Genomic DNA, 20789 nt, shown 5'->3' on the forward strand with positions numbered 1-20789 from the left:
AATAGATATTCGAAGAAGTTTTCGATTAGCATTGGTAGCGTGCCTAAAGCCGTAGCTGAAGATCCAGCCGTTGATGACCAGACCTCCGTTCCGATGGACAACGTTCCGATGGGCGCCGCAAAACCGGGCCACGCGATCGATACCCGCCCTGCGGTGAAGCGGCCGGACATGTCCCGCCTCGTCGTCAAGGGCGCCCGCGAGCACAACCTGCGCAACGTTGACCTGGACCTGCCGCGCGACTCCATGATCGTGTTCACGGGGCTGTCCGGCTCGGGTAAGTCCTCCCTCGCCTTCGACACGATCTTCGCCGAGGGCCAGCGGCGCTACGTCGAATCGCTTTCCGCCTACGCCCGGCAGTTCCTGGGCCAGGTGGACAAGCCCGACGTCGACTTCATCGAAGGCCTCTCGCCGGCGGTGTCGATCGACCAGAAGTCCACCAGCAAGAACCCCCGCTCCACCGTCGGCACCATCACCGAGATCTACGACTACATGCGCCTGCTGTGGGCCCGGGTGGGCCGCCCGCACTGTCCCGTCTGCGGGGAGCCGGTCACGAAGCAGACCCCGCAGCAGATCGTCGACCAGCTTCTGGAACTGCCGGAAGGCACACGCTTCCAGGTCCTGGCGCCCGTGGTCCGTGGCCGCAAGGGCGAATTCGTCGAACTGTTCAAGGAACTGACCGCCAAGGGCTACTCACGCGCCCGGGTCGATGACAAGCTCATCCAGCTGAGTGATCCGCCCAAGCTCGGCAAGCAGTTCAAACACACGATTGAAGTGGTCGTGGACCGGCTCGTGGTCAAGGAAGGCATCAACCAGCGCCTCACCGACTCGGTCGAAACCGCCCTCGGGCTGGCCGAGGGCCGGATCCTCGCCGAGTTCGTCGACCTCGACGCGGACGACGCGGAGCGGGTCAGGGCGTTCTCCGAGCACCTCGCCTGCCCCAACGAGCACCCCCTCGCGATCGACGAGATCGAACCGCGCTCCTTCTCGTTCAACAACCCCTTCGGTGCCTGCTCCGCCTGCAGCGGCATCGGCACGAAGCTGGAGGTTGATGAGGAACTCATCATTCCGAACGGGGAACTCTCACTCTCGGAAGGGGCCATCGCGCCGTGGTCGCTCGGCACGGCGACGACGGAGTACTGGAACCGGTTGCTCGACGGACTCGCCAAAGAACTCGGTTTCTCGATGACGACCCCGTGGGAAAAGCTCTCCGAGGACACCCGCCAGACCGTGCTGCACGGCAAGGACCACAAAGTAGTGGTGCAGTACCGCAACCGCTTCGGCCGGGAACGCAAGTACAGCACCGGCTTCGAGGGCGTCATCCAGTACGTCCACCGCAAACACCTTGAAACAGACTCGGACTCGGCCCGGGACCGCTACGAGGAGTACATGCGGCAGATCCCGTGCCCGGCCTGCAACGGCGCACGCCTGAACCCTGCGTCGCTCTCGGTCCTGATCAACGGCAAGTCGATCGCCGAGGTCGCCGCGATGCCGATGCGCGACTGCGCCCGCTTCCTGGACAAGCTCGTGCTCACCGGCCGGGAAGCCCAGATCGCCCACCAGGTCCTCATCGAGATCCAGGCCCGCCTGACCTTCCTGCTCGACGTCGGCCTGGAGTACCTTAACCTGGAGCGTCCCTCCGGCACACTGTCCGGCGGCGAGGCCCAGCGCATCCGGCTCGCCACCCAGATCGGCTCCGGCCTCGTGGGTGTGCTCTACGTCCTGGACGAGCCGTCCATCGGCCTGCACCAGCGGGACAACCGCCGCCTGATCGAGACGCTCACCCGGCTGCGGGACCTCGGCAACACCCTGATCGTGGTGGAACACGACGAGGACACCATCCAGGTAGCCGACTGGGTGGTGGACATCGGACCCGGGGCCGGCGAACACGGCGGCATGGTGGTGCACTCCGGGTCCTACAAGGAGCTGCTCGAGAACAAGGAATCGCTCACCGGTGATTACCTCTCCGGCCGGAAGCGGATCGATATTCCCAAGAAACGGCGCAAATACGACAAGAAGCGTGAGCTCAAGGTCGTCGGAGCCAAGGAGCACAATCTCCTGAATGTCGATGCCACCTTCCCGCTGGGACTGTTCACCGCAGTGACCGGCGTCAGCGGCTCCGGCAAGTCCACCCTGGTTAACGAGATCCTCTACAAGGTCCTGGCGAACAAGCTCAACGGCGCCAAACAGGTGGCCGGTCGGCACAAGTCGATCCAGGGCCTCGAGCACCTCGACAAGGTGGTCCACGTCGACCAGAGCCCCATCGGGCGCACTCCGCGGTCCAACCCGGCCACCTACACGGGTGTCTTTGACAACATCCGCAAACTCTTCGCTGAGACCACCGAGGCCAAGGTCCGCGGCTACCTGCCGGGCCGGTTCTCCTTCAACGTCAAAGGCGGCCGCTGCGAGGCGTGCTCCGGTGACGGCACCCTGAAGATCGAAATGAACTTCCTGCCTGACGTCTACGTGCCCTGCGAGGTGTGCCACGGCGCCCGGTACAACCGCGAAACCCTGGAAGTCCACTACAAAGGCAAAACGATCGCCGATGTCCTGAACATGCCCATCGAGGAAGGTGCCGAGTTCTTCGCGGCCTTCTCACCGATCGCCCGGCACCTCAGCACGCTCGTCGACGTCGGACTCGGCTACGTCCGGCTGGGCCAGCCCGCCACCACGCTCTCCGGCGGCGAGGCCCAGCGGGTGAAGCTCGCGGCGGAACTGCAGAAGCGCTCCAACGGGCGCAGCGTCTACGTGCTGGACGAGCCCACCACGGGCCTGCACTTCGAGGACATCCGGAAGCTGCTCTTGGTGCTCCAGGGCCTCGTGGACAAGGGCAACACGGTCATCACGATCGAGCACAACCTCGATGTCATCAAGAGCGCCGACTGGATCGTCGACCTGGGCCCGGACGGCGGGTCCGGCGGCGGGCGCATCGTCGCCTCCGGAACCCCGGAACAGGTCGCCAAGTCCACGGAGAGCCACACCGCTGCCTTCCTGGCCGACATCCTGGCCTGAGCCCGTCAGGGGATAGAAGTATTCCCTGACGGGTATGGGAGTTTCTGGCATTCCGGCTCTCGTGAGAAACTAAGCCGGTGACTCATACAAAAGTGCCCGTGATCTTTGACCTGGACGGCACTCTTGTCGATCCGGCCGGGGGAATAACGGACGGAATCGCAGCGGCCCTCACCGACCTCGGACTCACCGTTCCCGGCAAGGCCCGGATGGACGCGATGATCGGTCCCAAGCTGAGCCATTCCCTCACGGAGATCGCCGGGGTCCCGGCCGCGCAGCTGGCCGAGGCCATCCGGATCTACCGGGCGCACTACCTCGCCACCGGCATCGCCCAAAGCCGGCTCTACCCGGGGGTCCGCGAGCTACTGGATTCCTTCGTGGCTGCCGGGCGTCCCATCGCCGTCGCGACGCAGAAGCCGGAAGGGCTGGCACGGACCGTGCTGGAACACCACGGCATCGCGGGACTGTTCCACACCATCCGCGGTTCCGCCGCCGATGAAACCGCCGCCGCCGGAGCAGCTGTCGGGACCGGCGCACCGTCAGGGAAAGCCGGGATCGTCGCCGCGGCCCTGGCCGATCTGGACACTGACCCCGGCCTCGGCGCGCGGCGCGCCGTCATGGTGGGGGACCGCGCCCAGGACGTCGCCGGGGCGGCGGCCAACGGCCTGGAGTGCATCGGCGTAGGCTGGGGCTTTGCGCCCGACGGCGAACTCCACGAGGCGGGCGCCGTCGAGATCGTGCAGACCGCCACGGCCCTGCATCAGACGATCATCCGGCGGGACGCTGCCCGGGCCACGGGTCCGGGTGCGATATCCGCCACCGCCGCCCCTACGACTGAAGCCCTGGACGAGGTGCACACCGATGGCAATGTTTGATGCAATCCGCTGGACCACGCGGGGACTGGTCACCACCACCTGCCGGCCCACCGTCATCGGCCTTGAAAACGTGCCCTCTGAGGGTCCGTTCATCGTGGCGCCAAACCACCTGTCCTTTCTGGACAGCGTGATTGTCCAGGCGCTTATGCCGCGCCCCGTCGCGTTCTTCGCGAAGGCTGAGTATTTCACCACCGGCGGCGTCAAGGGCAAGGTCATGAAGTCTTTCTTCGAAGCCGTCGGCTCGATCCCGGTCGAGCGGGGCGAGCAGGCCGCCAGCGTGCAGGCGCTCAAGACGCTCCTGGAGATCCTCGGCGAGGGCAAGGGCATCGGGATTTACCCCGAAGGGACCCGGTCCCGTGACAGGCTCCTCTACCGCGGCCGCACCGGCGTCGGCTGGCTCGCCCTCACCACGGGCGCCCCGGTGATCCCGGTGGGCCTGATCGGCACCGAGCACCTGCAGCCGGCGGACAGCAAGTCCGTCAAGCCGCAGCATTTCACGATGAAGGTCGGCGCGCCGCTGCACTTCGAAAAGACCGGGCCGGACCACTCCCTGCCGGCACGCCGCCAGGTCACCGACCGGATCATGGACGCGATTGCGGAACTCAGCGGCCAGGAACGCGCGACGGGCTACAACCAGAGCAAGGTCGCCGAGTAGCCGTCCTCGGCACCCCTGGCTCCTCAGTAGACTTGAACCGTGGCAGATCCAGCGAGTTACCGACCCCAGACGGGTGAGATTCCGACCAATCCGGGCGTGTACCGCTTCCGCGACCCGCACGGCCGGGTCATATACGTCGGCAAGGCCAAGAACCTCCGGTCACGGCTGAATTCCTATTTCGCCAACCCGGCCGGACTGCTGCCCAAGACCTACGCCATGGTCCACACGGCCAGCAGCGTCGAGTGGACCGTCGTCGGGAGCGAGCTCGAATCCCTCCAGCTGGAATACACCTGGATCAAGGAATTCAAACCTCGCTTCAACGTCATGTTCCGGGACGACAAGAGCTACCCGTACCTTGCCGTCACGGTGGCGGAAAAATTCCCGCGCGTCCAGGTGCTGCGCGGCGAACGCAAGAAGGGCACCCGCTACTTCGGCCCGTACACCGCCGGCGCCATCCGGGACACCATGGACACCCTCCTGCGGGTCTTCCCGGTCCGCAGCTGCAGCGCCGGCGTCCTGAAGCGGGCCCAGGCCAGCGGCCGGCCCTGTCTGCTGGGCTACATCGACAAGTGCTCGGCCCCGTGCGTCGGGCGCATCTCGGAGGAGGACCACCGGGCCCTCGCCGAGGACTTCTGCAACTTTATGGGCGGCGAAGCGAAGCCCTTCGTCACGAGGCTGGAAAAGGAAATGGCCGCCGCCGTCGCCGAACTCGACTACGAGCGGGCGGCCCGCATCCGGGACGACATCGTCGCGCTCAAGAAGGTCTTCGAGCGCAACGCGGTGGTCCTGGCCGAAGGCACCGACGCCGACGTCTTCGCCCTGCACGAGGACGAGCTCGAGGCAGCCGTGCAGGTCTTCCACGTGCGCGGCGGCCGGATCCGCGGCCAGCGCGGCTGGGTCGTGGAAAAAGTCGAGGACTCCACTACCCCTGACCTGGTCGAGCACCTGCTCCAGCAGGTCTACGGCGAGGAAGCCGAAAGCCAGGGCCGGCTGCCCCGCGAGGTCCTGGTCCCGGCCGAACCCAGCAACGCCGCCGAACTCGCCGAATGGCTGGGCGGACTGCGCGGCGCGCGGGTTGACATCCGGGTCCCGCAGCGCGGCGACAAGGCCGCACTGATGTCCACCGTCCGGGACAACGCCGAGCATGCGCTGAAGCTGCACAAGTCCCGCCGGGCCGGTGACCTGACCGTGCGGTCGCAGGCGCTCCAGGAGCTGCAGGAGGCACTCGAACTGCCCGTCGCGCTGATGAGGATCGAATGCTTCGACATCTCGCATGTCCAGGGCACCAACGTGGTCGGTTCCATGGTGGTGGTCGAGGACGGGCTGCCGAAGAAGTCCGAATACCGGAAGTTCTCCGTGACCGGCGCTGCCGCGAATGACGACACCGCCGCGATGCATGACGTGCTGACCCGCCGTTTCCGGCACTACCTGCAGGAGAAGGCCGAGCAGGCCGAGGCGGCCCGCAAGCCGGGCCACCAGGCTGCCCTTGAGGCTGCTGTGGCGGTATCGCTGGCCGACACGACGACGCCGGCGCCACGGAGCAAATTCGCCTACCCGCCGAACCTCGTGGTGGTCGACGGCGGCAAGCCCCAGGTCAACGCCGCGGCCCGGGCCCTCGCCGAACTCGGCATCGAGGACGTGTACGTCGTCGGTCTCGCCAAGCGGCTTGAAGAGGTCTGGCTGCCGGACAGCGACTTCCCGGTGATCCTGCCGCGGGCCTCGGCGGGGCTGTACCTCCTGCAGCGCGTCCGCGACGAGGCGCACCGCTTCGCGATTTCCTTCCACCGGCAGAAGCGCGGCAAGGCCATGACGGTGTCGGCCCTCGACGGCGTCCCCGGACTGGGTGATTCCAAACGCAAGGCCCTCCTGGCGCAGTTCGGTTCGGTCAAGAGCATCAGGGCGGCGACGGCGGATGAACTCACCGTCGCCAAGGGGATCGGGCCTTCCCTGGCCGAGGCGATCGTGCGGCACTTCAACCCGGAGGACGGGGCCGGCGTGCCTGCCGTCCCCGCCATCAACATGACAACCGGCGAAATCCTGGAAACTTAGCTAGCTCCGGCAAACTTAGCTAGGGTAAGGACTTGGGAAGCGGCCCGTTCGGTGGCCTAAAACTCACCGCGGCCGCTACACGGCACAACAGCACAGCAGAACGGGGCTTCACAGATGGCAGAGTCGACGGCAGGATCCGGCAACGAGACGGACGGCATGACGCCAGTCAAACCCGTTGAGGCGGAACTGCTCGTGGTGACCGGCATGTCTGGAGCCGGCCGGAGCACGGCTTCGGACGCGCTCGAGGACCATGGCTGGTACGTCGTGGAGAACCTTCCGCCGCAGATGCTCGGGACCCTGGCCGAGCTGGTGTCCCATGCGCCCCGCTCCATCTCCAAACTCGCCGTCGTCATGGATGTCCGCAGCAAGGAACTGTTTGCCGACATCCGCGCCGCTCTCCGGTCCCTCGAAGCCAGCGGCGTCACCTTCCGGGTGCTCTTCCTCGACGCGAACGACGGCGTCCTGGTCCGCCGCTTCGAACAGGGCCGACGGCCGCACCCGCTGCAGGCCGGCGGCAGGATCCTCGACGGCATCGCCGCCGAGCGCGAGCTGCTGCACGAGCTCCGGACCTCCGCCGACATCGTCCTCGACACCTCGGCGCTGAACGTGCATGGACTGGCCACGGCGATCACGGAACTGTTCAGCGACACCGGACCGGTGGCCCTGCGCCTGAACGTCATGAGCTTCGGCTTCAAGTACGGCCTGCCGGTGGATGCCAACTTCGTGGCGGACGCCCGCTTCATCCCCAACCCGCACTGGGTCCCGGCGCTGCGGCCGCACACCGGCCTGGACAAGGACGTGAGCGATTACGTGCTCGGGGCCGAGGGCGTCAGCAACTTCGTGGAGCGCTACGTTCTGGCCCTCGAACCGGTCCTGGACGGCTACCGGCGCGAGAACAAGCATTACGCCACCATCGCCATCGGCTGCACCGGCGGCAAGCACCGCTCGGTGGCCGTCGCCGTCGAGCTTTCCCGCCGGCTCGCGCAGTATCCGCGCGTCACTGTGACCACCACACACCGGGACCTGGGCCGGGAATAATGGCGCTGCTCACGGGGCCCCTGCCGCTCATCCCTCCGGCCAGCGCCGCCTTCGCCAGCCAGCAGGACAAGGGCCCCACCGTGGTGGCCCTCGGCGGCGGGCATGGCCTCTCCGCCTCGCTGTCGGCCCTGCGCCTGCTCACCTCCGAATTGACCGCCATCGTCACTGTGGCGGACGACGGCGGCTCCTCGGGGCGGCTGCGCGAGGAGTACGGCGTCCTCCCGCCCGGAGACCTGCGGATGGCGCTCTCCGCGCTGTGCGACGACACCGACTGGGGCCGTACCTGGCGCGATGTGATGCAGCACCGCTTCGCACCCGGCAAAGGCCCCGGCGGGTCCCTCGACGAGCACGCGATGGGCAACCTGCTGATCGTGACTCTTTGGGAGCTCCTCGGCGATACAGTCGCCGGCCTCAAGTGGGCCGGGGCCCTGCTGGGCGCCCGCGGCGAGGTCCTGCCGATGTCCAGCGTTCCGCTCACCATCGAGGGCCAGGTCCGGGTCACCGCCCCGGACGGCACGTCGGTGCTGCAGACCCTCAGCGGGCAGGCGAAATGCGCCGTTGCCGGCTCCCTGGAACGTGTCCGGCTGCTGCCCGGCGACGCCCCGGCCTGCGTCGAGGCCCTCACCGCCATCGAACTGGCCGACTGGGTGGTCCTGGGCCCGGGATCCTGGTACACCTCCGTGCTGCCGCACCTGCTGCTGCCGGAAATGCGGGAGGCGCTTTGCAACACCGCGGCCCGCCGCTGCCTGACCATGAACCTGGCCACGGACACCAAGGAAACCCTGGGGATGACCGCCGCCGACCACCTGCGTGTGCTGCGGGAGTACGCGCCGGAGTTCACCATCGACGTCGTCCTGGCCGACCCGGAGTCGATCCCGGACCTCCGCGGGTTCGAACAGGCGGCCGGGATGCTCGGAGCCGAGGTGGTGTTGGGTAAAGTGGGGGCGTCGAGCCCCCGGCCGATCCACGACCCGCTGCGTCTGGCAACGGCTTACAACGACATTTTCGGGAACAGTTAGGAAACGTGCCATGGCACTGACAGCATCAGTCAAGGAAGAACTCTCGCGGCTGGACATCAAGAAGTCCTCGGTCCGCAAGGCTGAAGTGTCGGCCATGCTCCGCTTCGCCGGCGGACTGCACATCATCTCCGGCCGGATCGTGATCGAGGCCGAGGTTGACCTTGCCTCGACCGCACGGCGGCTGCGTGCCGCCATCGCCGAGGTCTACGGCCACCAGAGCGAGATCATTGTCGTCTCCGGCGGGGGACTGCGCCGCGGCAGCCGCTACGTGGTGCGGGTCGTCCGCGACGGCGAGGCCCTCGCCCGCCAGACCGGCCTCTTGGACGCCCGTGGACGGCCCGTCCGCGGCCTCCCGTCCGTGGTGGTCAACGGTTCCGCCTCCGACGCCGAGGCAGTCTGGCGCGGCGCCTTCCTGGCCCACGGTTCCCTCACCGAACCCGGGCGCTCCTCCGCCATGGAGGTCACCTGCCCCGGGCCGGAATCGGCGCTGGCCCTCGTCGGCGCGGCCCGCCGCCTCGGCATCCAGGCCAAGGCCCGCGAGGTCAGGGGAGTCGACCGCGTGGTGATCCGCGACGGCGACACGATCGCGGCCCTCCTCACCCGGATGGGCGCACACGACGCCCTCATGGTCTGGGAGGAACGCCGGATGCGGAAGGAAGTCCGGGCCACCGCCAACCGGCTGGCCAACTTCGATGACGCCAACCTGCGCCGCTCCGCCCAGGCTGCCGTCGCGGCGGGCGCCCGCGTGGACCGTGCCCTGGAGATCCTAGGCGACGACGTCCCGGAGCATCTCAAGTACGCCGGCGAACTGCGGGTGGCCCACAAGCAGGCCAGCCTGGACGAACTCGGCCGGCTCGCGGACCCGGTCATGACGAAGGACGCCATCGCCGGCAGGATCCGCAGGCTCCTGGCCATGGCGGACAAGCGGGCCCAGGATCTCGGCATCCCCGGCACGGAGGCAAATGTGACGCCGGAAATGCTGGACGAATAGCCGGGCCCTAGAATCGGATCCAGACGGTGGAAATACCTCAGCGACATGGGAGGTTATGCCCACCGGATCCCGGATTCAGCACACACTTCCGGGTGCCAGGTCATCCGGATGCACAATCCGAGAGTTACCGAACCGGACAACACGTCCACGACATTGGAGGATTTTGTGACCGAGTACGTTCTGCCCGAACTCAGCTACGACTACGCCGCGCTGGAGCCCCACATTTCCGCGAGGATCATGGAGCTGCACCACAGCAAGCACCATGCCGCTTACGTGGCCGGCGCCAACAACGCCCTGGCCCAGCTCGCGGAGGCCCGCGAGAAGGGCGACTTCGCCAACATCAACCGGCTGTCCAAGGATCTCGCCTTCCACACCGGCGGCCACATCAACCACTCCGTGTTCTGGAACAACCTCTCACCGGACGGCGGCGACAAGCCCGAGGGTGAGCTCGCGGCGGCCATCGACGACGCGTTCGGCTCCTTTGACGCCTTCCGTGCCCAGTTCAGCGCCGCGGCTCTGGGCCTGCAGGGCTCCGGTTGGGGCTTCCTCGCCTACGAGCCCATCGGCGGCAACCTCGTGATCGAGCAGCTTTACGATCAGCAGGGCAACGTCGCGCTGGGCACCACCCCGCTGCTGATGCTGGACATGTGGGAGCACGCCTTTTACCTCGACTACGTCAACGTGAAGGCCGACTACGTCAAGGCGTTCTGGAACATCGTCAACTGGGCCGACGTCGCCAAGCGCTTCGACGCAGCCCGCAAGAACGCAACGGGCCTCATTACCCTCTAACGGTGATGTAGTGCACATCTGTTTGTAACAAAGCTCACATTTCGCGCCGTCCGGCCCGAATCGTGGACTGTCTGCCCCCGCACTTGCGGGGGCAGGCTCAGTTAAACGTAAGATAGGTCACGGAAGGCGGTTAGCCTTCAGCAATGTGGCTGGTCGCCCTCCGATCTGGTAATCATCTCTGCCCAATGGCGTGCGGGATCTGTTAGTTGGCTTGAACGCCCGACTCAACTAGTCGTGCTTGCAAAAGCACCAAGGAGACTGAAAACGTGACGACCCGTATTGGTATCAACGGCTTTGGCCGCATCGGCCGCAACTACTTCCGCGCCGCCCTGGCCCAGGGGGCAGACCTGGAGATCGTTGCCGTCAACGACCTCACCAGCCCGGAAGCCCTCGCCCACCTGCTGAAGTACGACTCTGTCGGCGGGCGCCTCAAGGAGACCGTCGAGGTCAAGGACGGCAACATCGTCGTCGACGGCAACATCATCAAGGTCCTCGCCGAGCGCGATCCGGCGAAGCTGCCCTGGGGCGAGCTCGGCGTCGACATCGTCATCGAGTCGACCGGCTTCTTCACGAAGGCATCGGATGCGCAGAAGCACATCGACGCCGGCGCCAAGAAGGTCCTGATTTCCGCTCCCGCCTCGGACGAGGACATCACGATCGTGATCGGTGTCAACGAAGGCCTTTACGACCCCGCCACGCACCACATCATCTCCAACGCGTCGTGCACCACCAACTGCCTCGGCCCGCTGGCCAAGGTCCTCAACGACTCGTTCGGCATCGAGCGTGGCCTGATGACCACCATCCACGCCTACACCGCCGACCAGAACCTGCAGGACGGCCCGCACAAGGACCTCCGCCGGGCCCGCGCCGCCGCCATCAACATGGTCCCCACCTCCACGGGTGCCGCCAAGGCGATCGGCCTGGTCCTGCCGGAACTGAAGGGCAAGCTTGACGGCTTCGCCATCCGCGTCCCGGTCCCGACCGGTTCGGCAACGGACCTCACGGTCACGGTGTCCCGCGAGACCACGGTCGAGGAAGTCAACGCAGCCCTCAAGGCAGCTTCCGAGACCGAGGCGCTTCAGGGCCTCCTGACCTACACCGACGAGCCGATTGTTTCCTCGGACATCGTGGGCGATCCGGCGTCGTCGATCTTCGACTCCGGGCTGACCAAGGTGATCGGCAACCAGGTCAAGGTTGTTTCCTGGTATGACAACGAGTGGGGCTACTCGAACCGCCTCGTGGACCTCACGGAGCTTGTCGCAGCCAAGCTGGGCTAGGGTAAGACACATGACATTCCACACCCTCAACGAACTCATCGCTGATGGTGTCCGCGGGCGGTACGTTCTGGTCAGAAGTGACCTGAACGTGCCGCTCGACGGCTCTACAGTGACTGACGACGGCCGGATCAAGGCCTCCCTGCCAGTGCTGGCGAAGCTTACGGACGCCGGTGCCCGCGTGCTGGTCACAGCACACCTCGGCCGCCCCAAGGGCGCCCCGGAAGAGAAGTACTCCCTCACGCCCGCCGTGACCCGCCTGGCCGAGCTTGCCTCGTTCAAGGTCTCCCTCGCGGAGGACACCGTCGGCGGCTCCGCGAAGGAACTCGCCGCGGCGCTGCAGGACGGGGAAGCCCTCGTGCTGGAGAACGTGCGCTTCGACGCCCGCGAGACGTCCAAGGACGATGCCGAACGCGGCGCCTTCGCGGATGAGCTGGTGGCACTCACGGGCCCCAACGGCGCCTTCGTGGACGACGCCTTCGGTGCCGTGCACCGCAAGCACGCCAGCGTGTACGACGTCGCCACCCGGCTGCCGTCCTACCAGGGCGACCTGGTCCGCACGGAGGTGGAGGTGCTGCGCAAGCTCACCGCCGACACCCGGCGCCCCTATGCGGTGGTGCTCGGAGGTTCCAAGGTCTCGGACAAGCTCGCCGTGATCGACAACCTGATCGGCAAAGCGGACACCATCCTGGTCGGCGGCGGCATGCTGTTCACCTTCCTCGCCGCGGCAGGCCACAAGGTGGCCGGCAGCCTGCTGGAAGAAGACCAGATCCCGGTTGTCCAGGAGTACATCAAGCGTGCCGCGGATGCCGGAACCGACTTCGTCATCCCCACCGACGTCGTCGTGGCCAGCAAGTTCGCCGCGGACGCCGAGCATGAGACGGTCCGTGCCGACGCGATCGAGGGCAGCAGCTTCGGCGCCCAGGGCATCGGCCTGGACATCGGCCCGGAGTCGGCAGCCGCCTTCGCGGAACGGATCACGGGCGCCAAGACCGTGTTCTGGAACGGCCCCATGGGCGTGTTCGAGTTCCCGGCGTTCGCCGCCGGCACCCGGGCGATCGCCCAGGCGCTGACGGAAACGGAAGCGTTCACTGTCGTCGGTGGTGGCGACTCCGCCGCGGCAGTCCGCACGCTCGGCTTCGCTGACGAGCAGTTCGGCCACATTTCCACCGGCGGCGGCGCCAGCCTGGAATACCTCGAAGGCAAGGAACTCCCCGGACTCACGGTCCTGGACCGCTAAGCGAGCCAGCCGGCAGCGCGCCCGTCCCGCACCACGCGGGTCCGCGACAACCAGGGCGCGCTGCCGGCTGTTTTATCCGACACACTCTTTCGATCCGCACCTCTTTTTTGGAGATCATGTGACTACGTCAACGAACGGCAAGTTCGACCGCAAGCCCTTCATCGCAGGCAACTGGAAGATGAACATGGACCACGTCCAGGGCATCACCCTCCTGCAGAAGCTGGCCTGGACCCTATCCGACGCCAAGCACGACTACAGCCGGGTGGAGGTCTCAGTCTTCCCGCCGTTCACGGATCTCCGCGGAGTCCAGACCCTCGTCCAGGGGGACGAACTGGAGGTTGCCTACGGCGGCCAGGACCTCTCCCAGTTCGATTCCGGCGCCTACACCGGCGACACCTCCGGGCAGTTCCTCGCCAAGCTGGGCTGCAAGTATGTCCTGGTGGGCCACAGTGAACGCCGCACCCACCACAACGAGTCCGACGACGTGCTCAACGCCAAGACCAAGGCAGCGTTCCGCCACGGCCTGGCCCCCGTGCTCTGCGTCGGTGAGGGCCTCGAAATCCGCCAGGCCGGCACCCACGTCGAGCACACGCTCACTCAGCTGCGCGCCGACGTCGAGGGCCTCACTGCCGAGCAGGCCGCCGAGCTCGTGGTCGCCTATGAGCCCGTCTGGGCGATCGGAACCGGCGAGGTCGCCGGCCCCGAAGACGCGCAGGAGATGTGCGCCGCCATCCGGGCCGAGCTCTCCACGCTCTTCGGCGCGGATGTCGCCGCCAAGACCCGGCTGCTCTACGGCGGCTCCGTGAAGGCCAACAATGCGGCGTCAATCCTGAAGGAACGCGACGTGGACGGCCTGCTTGTCGGCGGTGCCAGCCTGGATGCTGCCGAGTTTGCTAATATTGTCAGGTTCGAGAGTCACCTGCTGACGGATTAGTCCGGACACAGGTTTGGCCCCCGCAATCCAATTCTTCTGAAAGGCCGTCGTGGACGTTCTTCATGTCATTCTGCAGGTGCTTCTGGGCATCACCAGCCTCCTGCTGACCTTGCTCATCCTGCTCCACAAGGGCCGTGGTGGCGGTCTGTCCGACATGTTCGGCGGCGGCATGAGCTCGGGACTCAGCTCCTCCGGAGTCGCCGAGCGGAACCTCAACCGCTTCACGGTCATCCTGGGCATCACCTGGGGCGTCGTGATCATCGCGCTCGGCCTGCTGATGCGGTTCAGCACCGGCGCCGATTCCTAGGACGCTACGCAAAAATTTCATAAGTGGGTCCTTATGGCCCTCCCGGCATCGGGAACTCCGAACTACTGTCGCTGATGGCAAATATATTCCAATCAGTCCAGTAGCCAGGAGTTCCCGATGCTGCATTCTGCTTCAGGATTCAAGGGCATCCGTGTAGGAGCCACCGAGGGGGCCACCCCCCGCCACGAGCCACTGGACGGGGCTGGCGTACGCCAGCCCCGTATCCGTGTCTCCTACGTGTGCGCCAAGGGACACGAAACGGCCCTCGTCTTCGCACAGCTTCCCGAAGACCAGATCCCCGGGGTCTGGGACTGCCGCCGCTGCGGCGGCACGGCCACCCGGGACGAAGCACAGTTCGCCCTCGAGGACACCCCGGTCGAAGGCTTCAAAAGCCACCTGGAATATGTTAAAGAACGGCGCTCCAGCCAGGACGCCGAAGACGTCCTGGCTGGAGCGCTGGAGCGGTTACGAGCCGGACGCGCCTTTCCGGACTAGCTGCTCCGGCACCCGCGCCGCCGCGTTCTCATCAATAAGCCACAGGGTCCGGTCCCGTCCACGCGGACCGGCGGCCGGAACCTGCACCGGGTTGGCGCCGGCGAGAGCGAGTCCCACGGCCCCGGCCTTATCCTCGCCCGCCACCACCATCCACACTTCCGAGGCCGTATTGATGGCCGGCAGCGTGAGGGAAACCCTGGCCGGCGGCGGCTTGGGTGAATTGCGGACGCCCACCACCGTCCGTTCCTTCTCGCGGATGCCCGCCTGCTCCGGGAACAGCGACGCCACGTGGGCATCGGGTCCGACACCCAGCAGGACGATGTCGAACCGGGGGAGGGTTCCCGGGGTTTCCGGACGGTCGTCGGACATGTCGGCGGCGTGCTCGACGCGGGCCGCTTCGGCCAACCGGCGGGCATAGTCCTCGGCTGCCTCTTCCGGGCTGCCGAACTCGTCTGCGGCGCCCGGGACGTGTACCCGGGCAGGGTCCACCGGGATGTGCGAGAGCAGCGCCCCGTGCGCCTGGTGCGCGTTGCGTTCGGCGTCGTCGGCGGCGACGAAGCGTTCGTCGCCCCACCAGAAATTGACCTTGGACCAGTCGACGGCCGGGGAGGCGGGCGACTCGGCGACAGCCTTGAGTGATCCGATGCCCATGCTGCCCCCGGTAAGCACCACCGTCGCCTCGCCGTGTTTGTCCTGGATATCCACAAGCTTGGTTATCAGGCGGGCCGCGATCGCAGCCATGAGGACGGTCGAGTCGGGATGGATGCTTACTCTGGGGTCAGCGCTCACTGGGACGGACACTCCTTAGATTGGTACGGGGCAGTCCAATAGTAATCACTTCACCGAACACTTCGTCCGGATCCAGGCGGCGGAGTTCTTCGGCCAGGCAATCCTTCAGGTCCCGGCGCGGCAGCGAGATGCGTTGCGCGGGCTGGCCCGGCTGGGTCAGTTCCGCCACGGTGAGGCCCGGCCGGAACAGCTGGACGTCGCCGCCGGCCCGAGTCAGCCGGACCCGGCGGATGCCCGTGCCGGCGGGATCGGCGACGATCGTGACGGGGGCATCGAGGGCCAGCGTGAGCCAGGCCGCGAGCAGGATGGTGCTGGGGGAGTCCGAGGCGCCCTCGACGGCGACCGCTGTCACGGGGGAGCCGTCCACCTGGTCCAGTACCGCCGCCAGCTGGATCCGCCAGTTGGTGAGGCGGGTCCAGGCCAGGTCCGTGTCGCCGGCCTTGTAGGTCCGGCGGACATTCGCCAGGGCGAGCTGCGGATCGGCCTCGTTGGCGGAGTCCGTGATCCGGCGGTGCGCGATCCGCCCGATCGAGGTCTCGCACGCGTTCTTCGGCGCCCCATGCGGCCACCAGGCCACGATCGGCGCGTCGGGCAGCAGGAGGGCAGCCACGAGCGACTCGCTTTCCTCAGCGAGTTCGCCGTAGCCGCGGAGCAGGATCACCTCGGAGGCTCCCGCGTCCCCGCCGACCCGGATCTGCGCATCTAGCCGCGTCGGAGCCGAAGCGCCTGCGTCCGCCAGCACGATGATCCGGCAGGGGTGCTCCCGGCTGGCCTCGTTGGCTGCCTCGATCGCCTCCTCCTCCAGCCCGGACTTGGTGACCACCACGAGGGTCAGGACGCGGCCCAGGGCGATCACGCCGCCCTGCTCGCGCAGGGCCATGATCTTCTTGGAGATCTTGGAGGTTGTTGTATTCGGAAGATCTACGATCATGGCCTTCTCCAGGTTCGTCCATCGCGGGCAAGGAGCTCATCGGCGGAGGCGGGGCCCCAGCTTCCGGGCCCGTACGGCTCGGGCTGTTCATCGAGGCTGGCCCAGTAGTCCTCGAACGGATCCAGGATCTTCCAGGACAGTTCGACTTCAGCGTGCCGGGGGAACAACGGAGGCTCGCCCAGCAGCACATCCAGGATGAGCCGTTCGTAGGCTTCGGGGCTGGACTCCGTGAAGGAGTGTCCATAGCCGAAGTCCATGGTGACGTCGCGGACTTCCATCTGCGTGCCGGGGACCTTGGAACCGAAGCGGATCGTTGCGCCCTCGTCGGGCTGGACCCGGATCACAACGGCGTTCTGGCCGAAGTCGTCCTCACCGTGATCGGTGAACAGCAGGTTCGGTGCCCTCTTGAGCACGACGGCGATCTCGGTCACCCGGCGGCCAAGGCGCTTGCCGGCGCGCAGGTAGAACGGAACTCCGGACCAGCGGCGGGTATTGATGTCCACCCGGATCGCGGCGAACGTCTCGGTCTTGGAGTCAGCCGGAATGCCGTCTTCCTCCAGGTAGCCCACAACCTGCTCGCCGCCCTGCCAGCCGCCGGTGAACTGACCGCGCGCGCAGTGCGTGGAGAGGTCCTCGGGCAGCCGGACGGCGGCGAGGACCTTTTCCTTCTCGGCGCGGAGGTCGTCGGCGTTGAAGGAGATGGGCTCCTCCATCGCGGTCAGGGCCAGCAGTTGCAGCAGGTGGTTCTGGATGACGTCGCGGGCGGCGCCGACGCCGTCGTAGTAGCCGGCCCGGCCGCCCGTGCCGATGTCCTCGGCCATGGTGATCTGGACGTGGTCCACGTAGTTGGCGTTCCACAGCGGTTCGAAGAGCTGGTTGGCGAAGCGCAGCGCCAGGATGTTCTGGACCGTCTCCTTGCCGAGGTAGTGGTCGATCCGGAAGACCGCATCCGGCGGGAAGACCGACTCGACGATGTCGTTGAGCTGCCGCGCCGACTCGAGGTCGTGCCCGAACGGCTTCTCGATGACGACGCGGCGCCACTTGTCGCCCTCGGCCTGGGCCAGGCCGTGCTTGGACAGCTGCCGGCAGACCAGCTCAAACGCCTTGGGCGGGATGGACAGGTAGAACGCGTGGTTGCCCCGCGTGCCGCGCTGCTCATCCAGCTCATCGATCGTGGCGCTGAGCCGCTCGAAGGCGTCGTCGTCGTCGAACTCGCCCTGCACGAAGCGGATTCCCTCGGAAAGCTGCTTCCACACCGTCTCATCGAACGGGGTGCGGGCGTACGCCTTCACCGCGTCCTTGACCTCGGAGGCGAAGTCCTCGTTGTCCCATTGACGCCGGGCAAAGCCGACCAGGGCGAAGCTCGGCGGGAGCAGCCCGCGGTTGGCGAGGTCGTACACCGCCGGCATGAGTTTCTTGCGGGCAAGGTCTCCCGTGACCCCGAAAAGGACCAGCGATGACGGTCCGGCGATACGGTTCAGGCGGCGGTCCCGCGGGTCCCGGAGCGGGTTGCGCCCCCGGCCCGCGGACTTCCGGCCGCCGTTGAGTGTTTCTGGCATGGTTGCGTGGGCGCCTTAGCTTTTGGTGGAGGGTGCTGCCTGGCCGGCCAGGGCTGAGACCAGTTCCTGCAGCTGCCGGACGCCCGCCGGGCGGTCCGTGAGGTGCAGGCGGAGGACCGGACGGCCGTGTTCGGTCAGGACCTGGGCGTCCCCGGCGGCCTGCGCCGAGATCAGCTCACCGAAGGTGAAGGGACGGTCCGGGATAGCCAGGTCCGTCCCGGATGCCGCTGTGACCTGAAGGAACACACCGATGGCGGGGCCGCCCTTGTGGAACTGCCCGGTGGAGTGCAGGAACCGCGGACCCCAGCCGAAGGTCACGGGGCGGCCGCTGAGGGCAGCCAGCTGGTCCCGGGTGCCCTCGAGGGACGCGAAGGCGAGCCGGTCGAAATACGCCTGGACGCTCAGGTAGCCGTCCGGACCCAGCTCGGCGAGCAGCGCGCTGACCGCTTCGGCCGCCGTGCCGGCATGGCCGAGCCATTCCCCGCCCCGGACCTCGATGACGCCGTCGGTGAAGTTGGCGGGCGTCGGTTCCGGCTGGGCATCCAGCAGTCCGCGTGCGGCGATCTTGGCGGCCTCGACGTCGGGCTGGTCGTAGGGGTTGATGCCTAGCAGGCGGCCGGCTACGGCAGTGGCGAACTCCCACGCCATCAGCTGGGTGGGGAGCCCGCCCGCGATCGCGACCTCGTTTTCGCCGAGTTCGACGTCGGCATCGGCCGGGACGAGGCGGATGACGAGGACGTCGGGAGCGCCGAGGGTGGCCTCGGGTGACTTCGGTCCGGCGACGACGGGCAGCACACCAGTGCCGAGCTTGCCGGTGGATTCGGCGATGAGCTGTTCTGCCCAGTCGGCGAAGCCTACGATCCCGGAGCCGTCCTCGGCGATGACGATCTTGTTGCGCAGGGGGTTGGTGCCGCCCAGTGCCGCGCCGAGGGCGAGGCCGATGTTCTCCTCGGAGTCATCGTTCAGGACCTCGGCGGCTTCCTCGGCCTCGTCCAGGAATGCCTGGATGTCCACGCCGGCCAGGCCGCAGGGCACCAGCCCGAAAGCGGTGAGGGCCGAGTAGCGCCCGCCGACGTTCGGGTCCGCGTTGAAGACGGCACGGTAGCCGGCTTCACGGGCGGACTTGTCCAGCGGGGAACCGGGATCGGTGACGATGATGATCCGGCTCTTGGCGTCGATGCCCGCCTCGGTGAAGGCGTGTTCGAAGATCCGGCGCTGCGAGTCAGTTTCCAGGGTGGAGCCGGACTTCGAGGACACCACAATCGCGGTCTCCGCGAGCCGGTCCGCCAGGGCGGCCGCAACCTGTTCGGGATCGGTGCTGTCCAGCACGGTCAGCTCGACGCCGGCGGTCCCGGCGATGACCTCGGGGGCCAGGGAGGAACCGCCCATGCCGCACAGGACAATCCGGCTGACGCCCTCTGCGCGGAGCGCATCGCGGAGCGCGAGGATGTCCGCGACGAGCGGCCGGGAGACGGTGGCCGCCTCAACCCAGCCGAGCCGGACCGAAGCATCGGCCTCGGCGTCGGGACCCCACAGGGTGGCGTCCTTGGCGAAGATCCGGGTGGCAACCTTGTCTTCCAGCAGGGCCGGGAGGTGCTGTTCGTGGGCCTGACGGGCTGCGCCCGTGGCGTCGTAGCTGAGTGAGGTCATGGTGGACTATGCGTCCTTCCGTGCAGCGGCGAGGGCTCCCTCGACGTCGGCGAGCAGTTCCTTCCAGCTGGCCACGAACTTGTCAAGGCCTTCGGACTCGAGCACCGCGACGACCTCGTTGTAGGAGATGCCCAGCGCATCGAGCGCGTTGAGCGTGGCGTTGGCGTCGTCGTAGCCGCGGGTGATGGTGTTGCCCGTGACGGTGCCGTGGTCGAACGTAGCGTCGAGGGTCTTCTCCGGCATGGTGTTCACGACGCCCGGGGCGACGAGTTCCGTGACGTAGAGGGTGTCCGGGTATGCCTGGTCCTTCACGCCGGTGGAGGCCCACAGCGGGCGCTGGGGGAGCGCGCCGGCGCCGGCCAGTACGGCCCAGCGCTCGGTGGAGAAGAGTTCCTCGTGCACCTGGTAAGCCAGGCGGGCGTTGGCCACTCCGGCCTTGCCCTTGAGGGCGCGTGCCTCGTCGGTGCCGATGGCGTCGAGGCGCTTGTCGATTTCGGAGTCCACGCGGGAGACGAAGAAGGACGCGACCGAATGGATCTTTGCGAGGTCGTGGCCGTTGTCCTTGGCCTGCTCCAGGCCGGACTGGAAGGCGTTGATGACGGCACGGTAGCGTTCGAGCGAGAAGATCAGGGTCACGTTGACGCTGATGCCCTCGGCCAGGGTGGCCGTGATGGCCTCGAGGCCCTCGAGGGTTGCCGGGATCTTGATGTGGACGTTGTCCTTGTTGACCTTCTTGTAGAGGTGCTTGGCTTCGGCGATGGTGCCGGCGGTGTCCCAGGCGAGGCGGGGATCCACTTCGATGGACACGCGGCCGTCTACACCCTTGGTGGCGGCGGCGACCGGTGCGAACAGCTCGCAGGCGTCGGCCACGTCGGTGGTGGTGATTTCGAAGACGGTCTCTTCAACGGTGGCGCCGGCTGCGGCCTGGGCGGCAATCACGGCGTCGTAGTCGTGGCCGGCGGTGATCGCGGCGTGGAAGATGCTGGGGTTCGTGGTGACACCAACAACGTTCTTCTCTTCGATCAGCTTGCGCAGCGTGCCGGTGGTGAGGCGGCCGCGGGACAGGTCATCGAGCCAGATGGAGACGCCGGCGTCGGACAGCTGTTGGGTGGGGGTGGTGCTCATGTGTGACTCCTGAAGTCTGGGGCCGCCGCCGTGTTGGGCGGCGGCCCGGAAAGCGTGAGGTTT

The 20789-nt window shown here is 67.1% G+C and carries 18 protein-coding genes; 13 read left to right on the forward strand and 5 right to left on the reverse strand.

Annotated elements, in window-relative coordinates; genetic code table 11:
- Positions 1-108 precede the first annotated feature (108 nt).
- The 13 genes from uvrA (at position 109) to ABIB51_RS06115 (ending at position 14672) form a co-directional block, all read left to right on the forward strand.
- On the forward strand, positions 109-3009 hold the full coding sequence (gene uvrA, locus ABIB51_RS06055; RefSeq protein ID WP_354186693.1) for an excinuclease ABC subunit UvrA: 2901 nt from the start codon (positions 109-111) through the stop codon (positions 3007-3009).
- Between the two features lie 77 nt (positions 3010-3086).
- The gene (locus ABIB51_RS06060; RefSeq protein ID WP_354186458.1) at positions 3087-3881 is read left to right on the forward strand and encodes an HAD hydrolase-like protein; all 795 of its coding nucleotides are present in this window, start codon (positions 3087-3089) and stop codon (positions 3879-3881) included.
- A complete protein-coding gene (locus ABIB51_RS06065; protein ID WP_354186460.1) occupies positions 3868-4536 on the forward strand; it encodes a lysophospholipid acyltransferase family protein in 669 nt (222 codons plus the stop codon). The genes ABIB51_RS06060 and ABIB51_RS06065 overlap by 14 nt, the downstream gene beginning before the upstream one ends.
- Before the next feature lie 39 nt (positions 4537-4575).
- Positions 4576-6585: an excinuclease ABC subunit UvrC gene (uvrC, locus tag ABIB51_RS06070; protein WP_354186462.1), complete on the forward strand. Its 2010-nt coding sequence runs from the start codon at positions 4576-4578 to the stop codon at positions 6583-6585.
- A 114-nt stretch (positions 6586-6699) separates the two neighbouring features.
- Positions 6700-7623 carry an RNase adapter RapZ gene (rapZ, locus tag ABIB51_RS06075; RefSeq protein ID WP_354186464.1) on the forward strand — a complete coding sequence of 308 codons (924 nt, stop codon included), beginning with the start codon at positions 6700-6702 and terminating at the stop codon, positions 7621-7623.
- Positions 7623-8642 carry a gluconeogenesis factor YvcK family protein gene (locus ABIB51_RS06080; RefSeq protein ID WP_354186466.1) on the forward strand — a complete coding sequence of 340 codons (1020 nt, stop codon included), beginning with the start codon at positions 7623-7625 and terminating at the stop codon, positions 8640-8642. Before rapZ ends, ABIB51_RS06080 begins: the two co-directional genes overlap by 1 nt.
- 10 nt (positions 8643-8652) lie before the next feature.
- Complete coding sequence (gene whiA, locus ABIB51_RS06085; RefSeq protein ID WP_354186468.1) at positions 8653-9633, forward strand: DNA-binding protein WhiA; 981 nt, start codon at positions 8653-8655, stop codon at positions 9631-9633.
- 165 nt (positions 9634-9798) lie between these two features.
- Positions 9799-10422, forward strand: coding sequence for a superoxide dismutase (locus ABIB51_RS06090; RefSeq protein ID WP_354186470.1), 624 nt, complete (start codon positions 9799-9801; stop codon positions 10420-10422).
- Between the two features lie 266 nt (positions 10423-10688).
- Positions 10689-11699 carry a type I glyceraldehyde-3-phosphate dehydrogenase gene (gap, locus tag ABIB51_RS06095; RefSeq protein WP_354186472.1) on the forward strand — a complete coding sequence of 337 codons (1011 nt, stop codon included), beginning with the start codon at positions 10689-10691 and terminating at the stop codon, positions 11697-11699.
- Between the two features lie 10 nt (positions 11700-11709).
- Positions 11710-12936 carry a phosphoglycerate kinase gene (locus ABIB51_RS06100; RefSeq protein ID WP_354186474.1) on the forward strand — a complete coding sequence of 409 codons (1227 nt, stop codon included), beginning with the start codon at positions 11710-11712 and terminating at the stop codon, positions 12934-12936.
- Positions 12937-13054: 118 nt separating this feature from the next.
- Positions 13055-13870, forward strand: a complete 816-nt coding sequence (tpiA, locus tag ABIB51_RS06105; RefSeq protein WP_354186476.1) for a triose-phosphate isomerase — start codon at positions 13055-13057, stop codon at positions 13868-13870.
- Positions 13871-13919: 49 nt separating this feature from the next.
- A complete protein-coding gene (gene secG, locus ABIB51_RS06110) occupies positions 13920-14177 on the forward strand; it encodes a preprotein translocase subunit SecG (protein ID WP_018772994.1) in 258 nt (85 codons plus the stop codon).
- A gap of 117 nt (positions 14178-14294) precedes the next feature.
- Positions 14295-14672, forward strand: a complete 378-nt coding sequence (locus ABIB51_RS06115) for an RNA polymerase-binding protein RbpA (RefSeq protein WP_354186478.1) — start codon at positions 14295-14297, stop codon at positions 14670-14672.
- Here ABIB51_RS06115 and pgl read toward each other — a convergent pair.
- The 5 genes from pgl to tal are packed head-to-tail and all read right to left on the reverse strand — an operon-like array spanning position 14643 to position 20726.
- Positions 14643-15461, reverse strand: coding sequence for a 6-phosphogluconolactonase (gene pgl, locus ABIB51_RS06120; protein ID WP_354186480.1), 819 nt, complete (start codon positions 15459-15461; stop codon positions 14643-14645). The two genes, ABIB51_RS06115 and pgl, sit on opposite strands and share 30 nt — an antisense overlap.
- Complete coding sequence (locus ABIB51_RS06125) at positions 15451-16392, reverse strand: glucose-6-phosphate dehydrogenase assembly protein OpcA (protein WP_354186482.1); 942 nt, start codon at positions 16390-16392, stop codon at positions 15451-15453. Before ABIB51_RS06125 ends, pgl begins: the two co-directional genes overlap by 11 nt.
- Positions 16389-17951, reverse strand: coding sequence for a glucose-6-phosphate dehydrogenase (gene zwf / locus ABIB51_RS06130; protein WP_354186484.1), 1563 nt, complete (start codon positions 17949-17951; stop codon positions 16389-16391). Before zwf ends, ABIB51_RS06125 begins: the two co-directional genes overlap by 4 nt.
- 15 nt (positions 17952-17966) lie before the next feature.
- Positions 17967-19601 carry a phosphoglucose isomerase-related protein gene (locus tag ABIB51_RS06135; RefSeq protein WP_354186486.1) on the reverse strand — a complete coding sequence of 545 codons (1635 nt, stop codon included), beginning with the start codon at positions 19599-19601 and terminating at the stop codon, positions 17967-17969.
- A 6-nt stretch (positions 19602-19607) separates the two neighbouring features.
- Positions 19608-20726, reverse strand: coding sequence for a transaldolase (tal, locus tag ABIB51_RS06140; RefSeq protein ID WP_354186488.1), 1119 nt, complete (start codon positions 20724-20726; stop codon positions 19608-19610).
- Between the last annotated feature and the right edge of the window lie 63 nt (positions 20727-20789).

Source organism: Arthrobacter sp. UYCu712 (genome assembly GCF_040547005.1).
GTDB lineage: Bacteria > Actinomycetota > Actinomycetes > Actinomycetales > Micrococcaceae > Arthrobacter.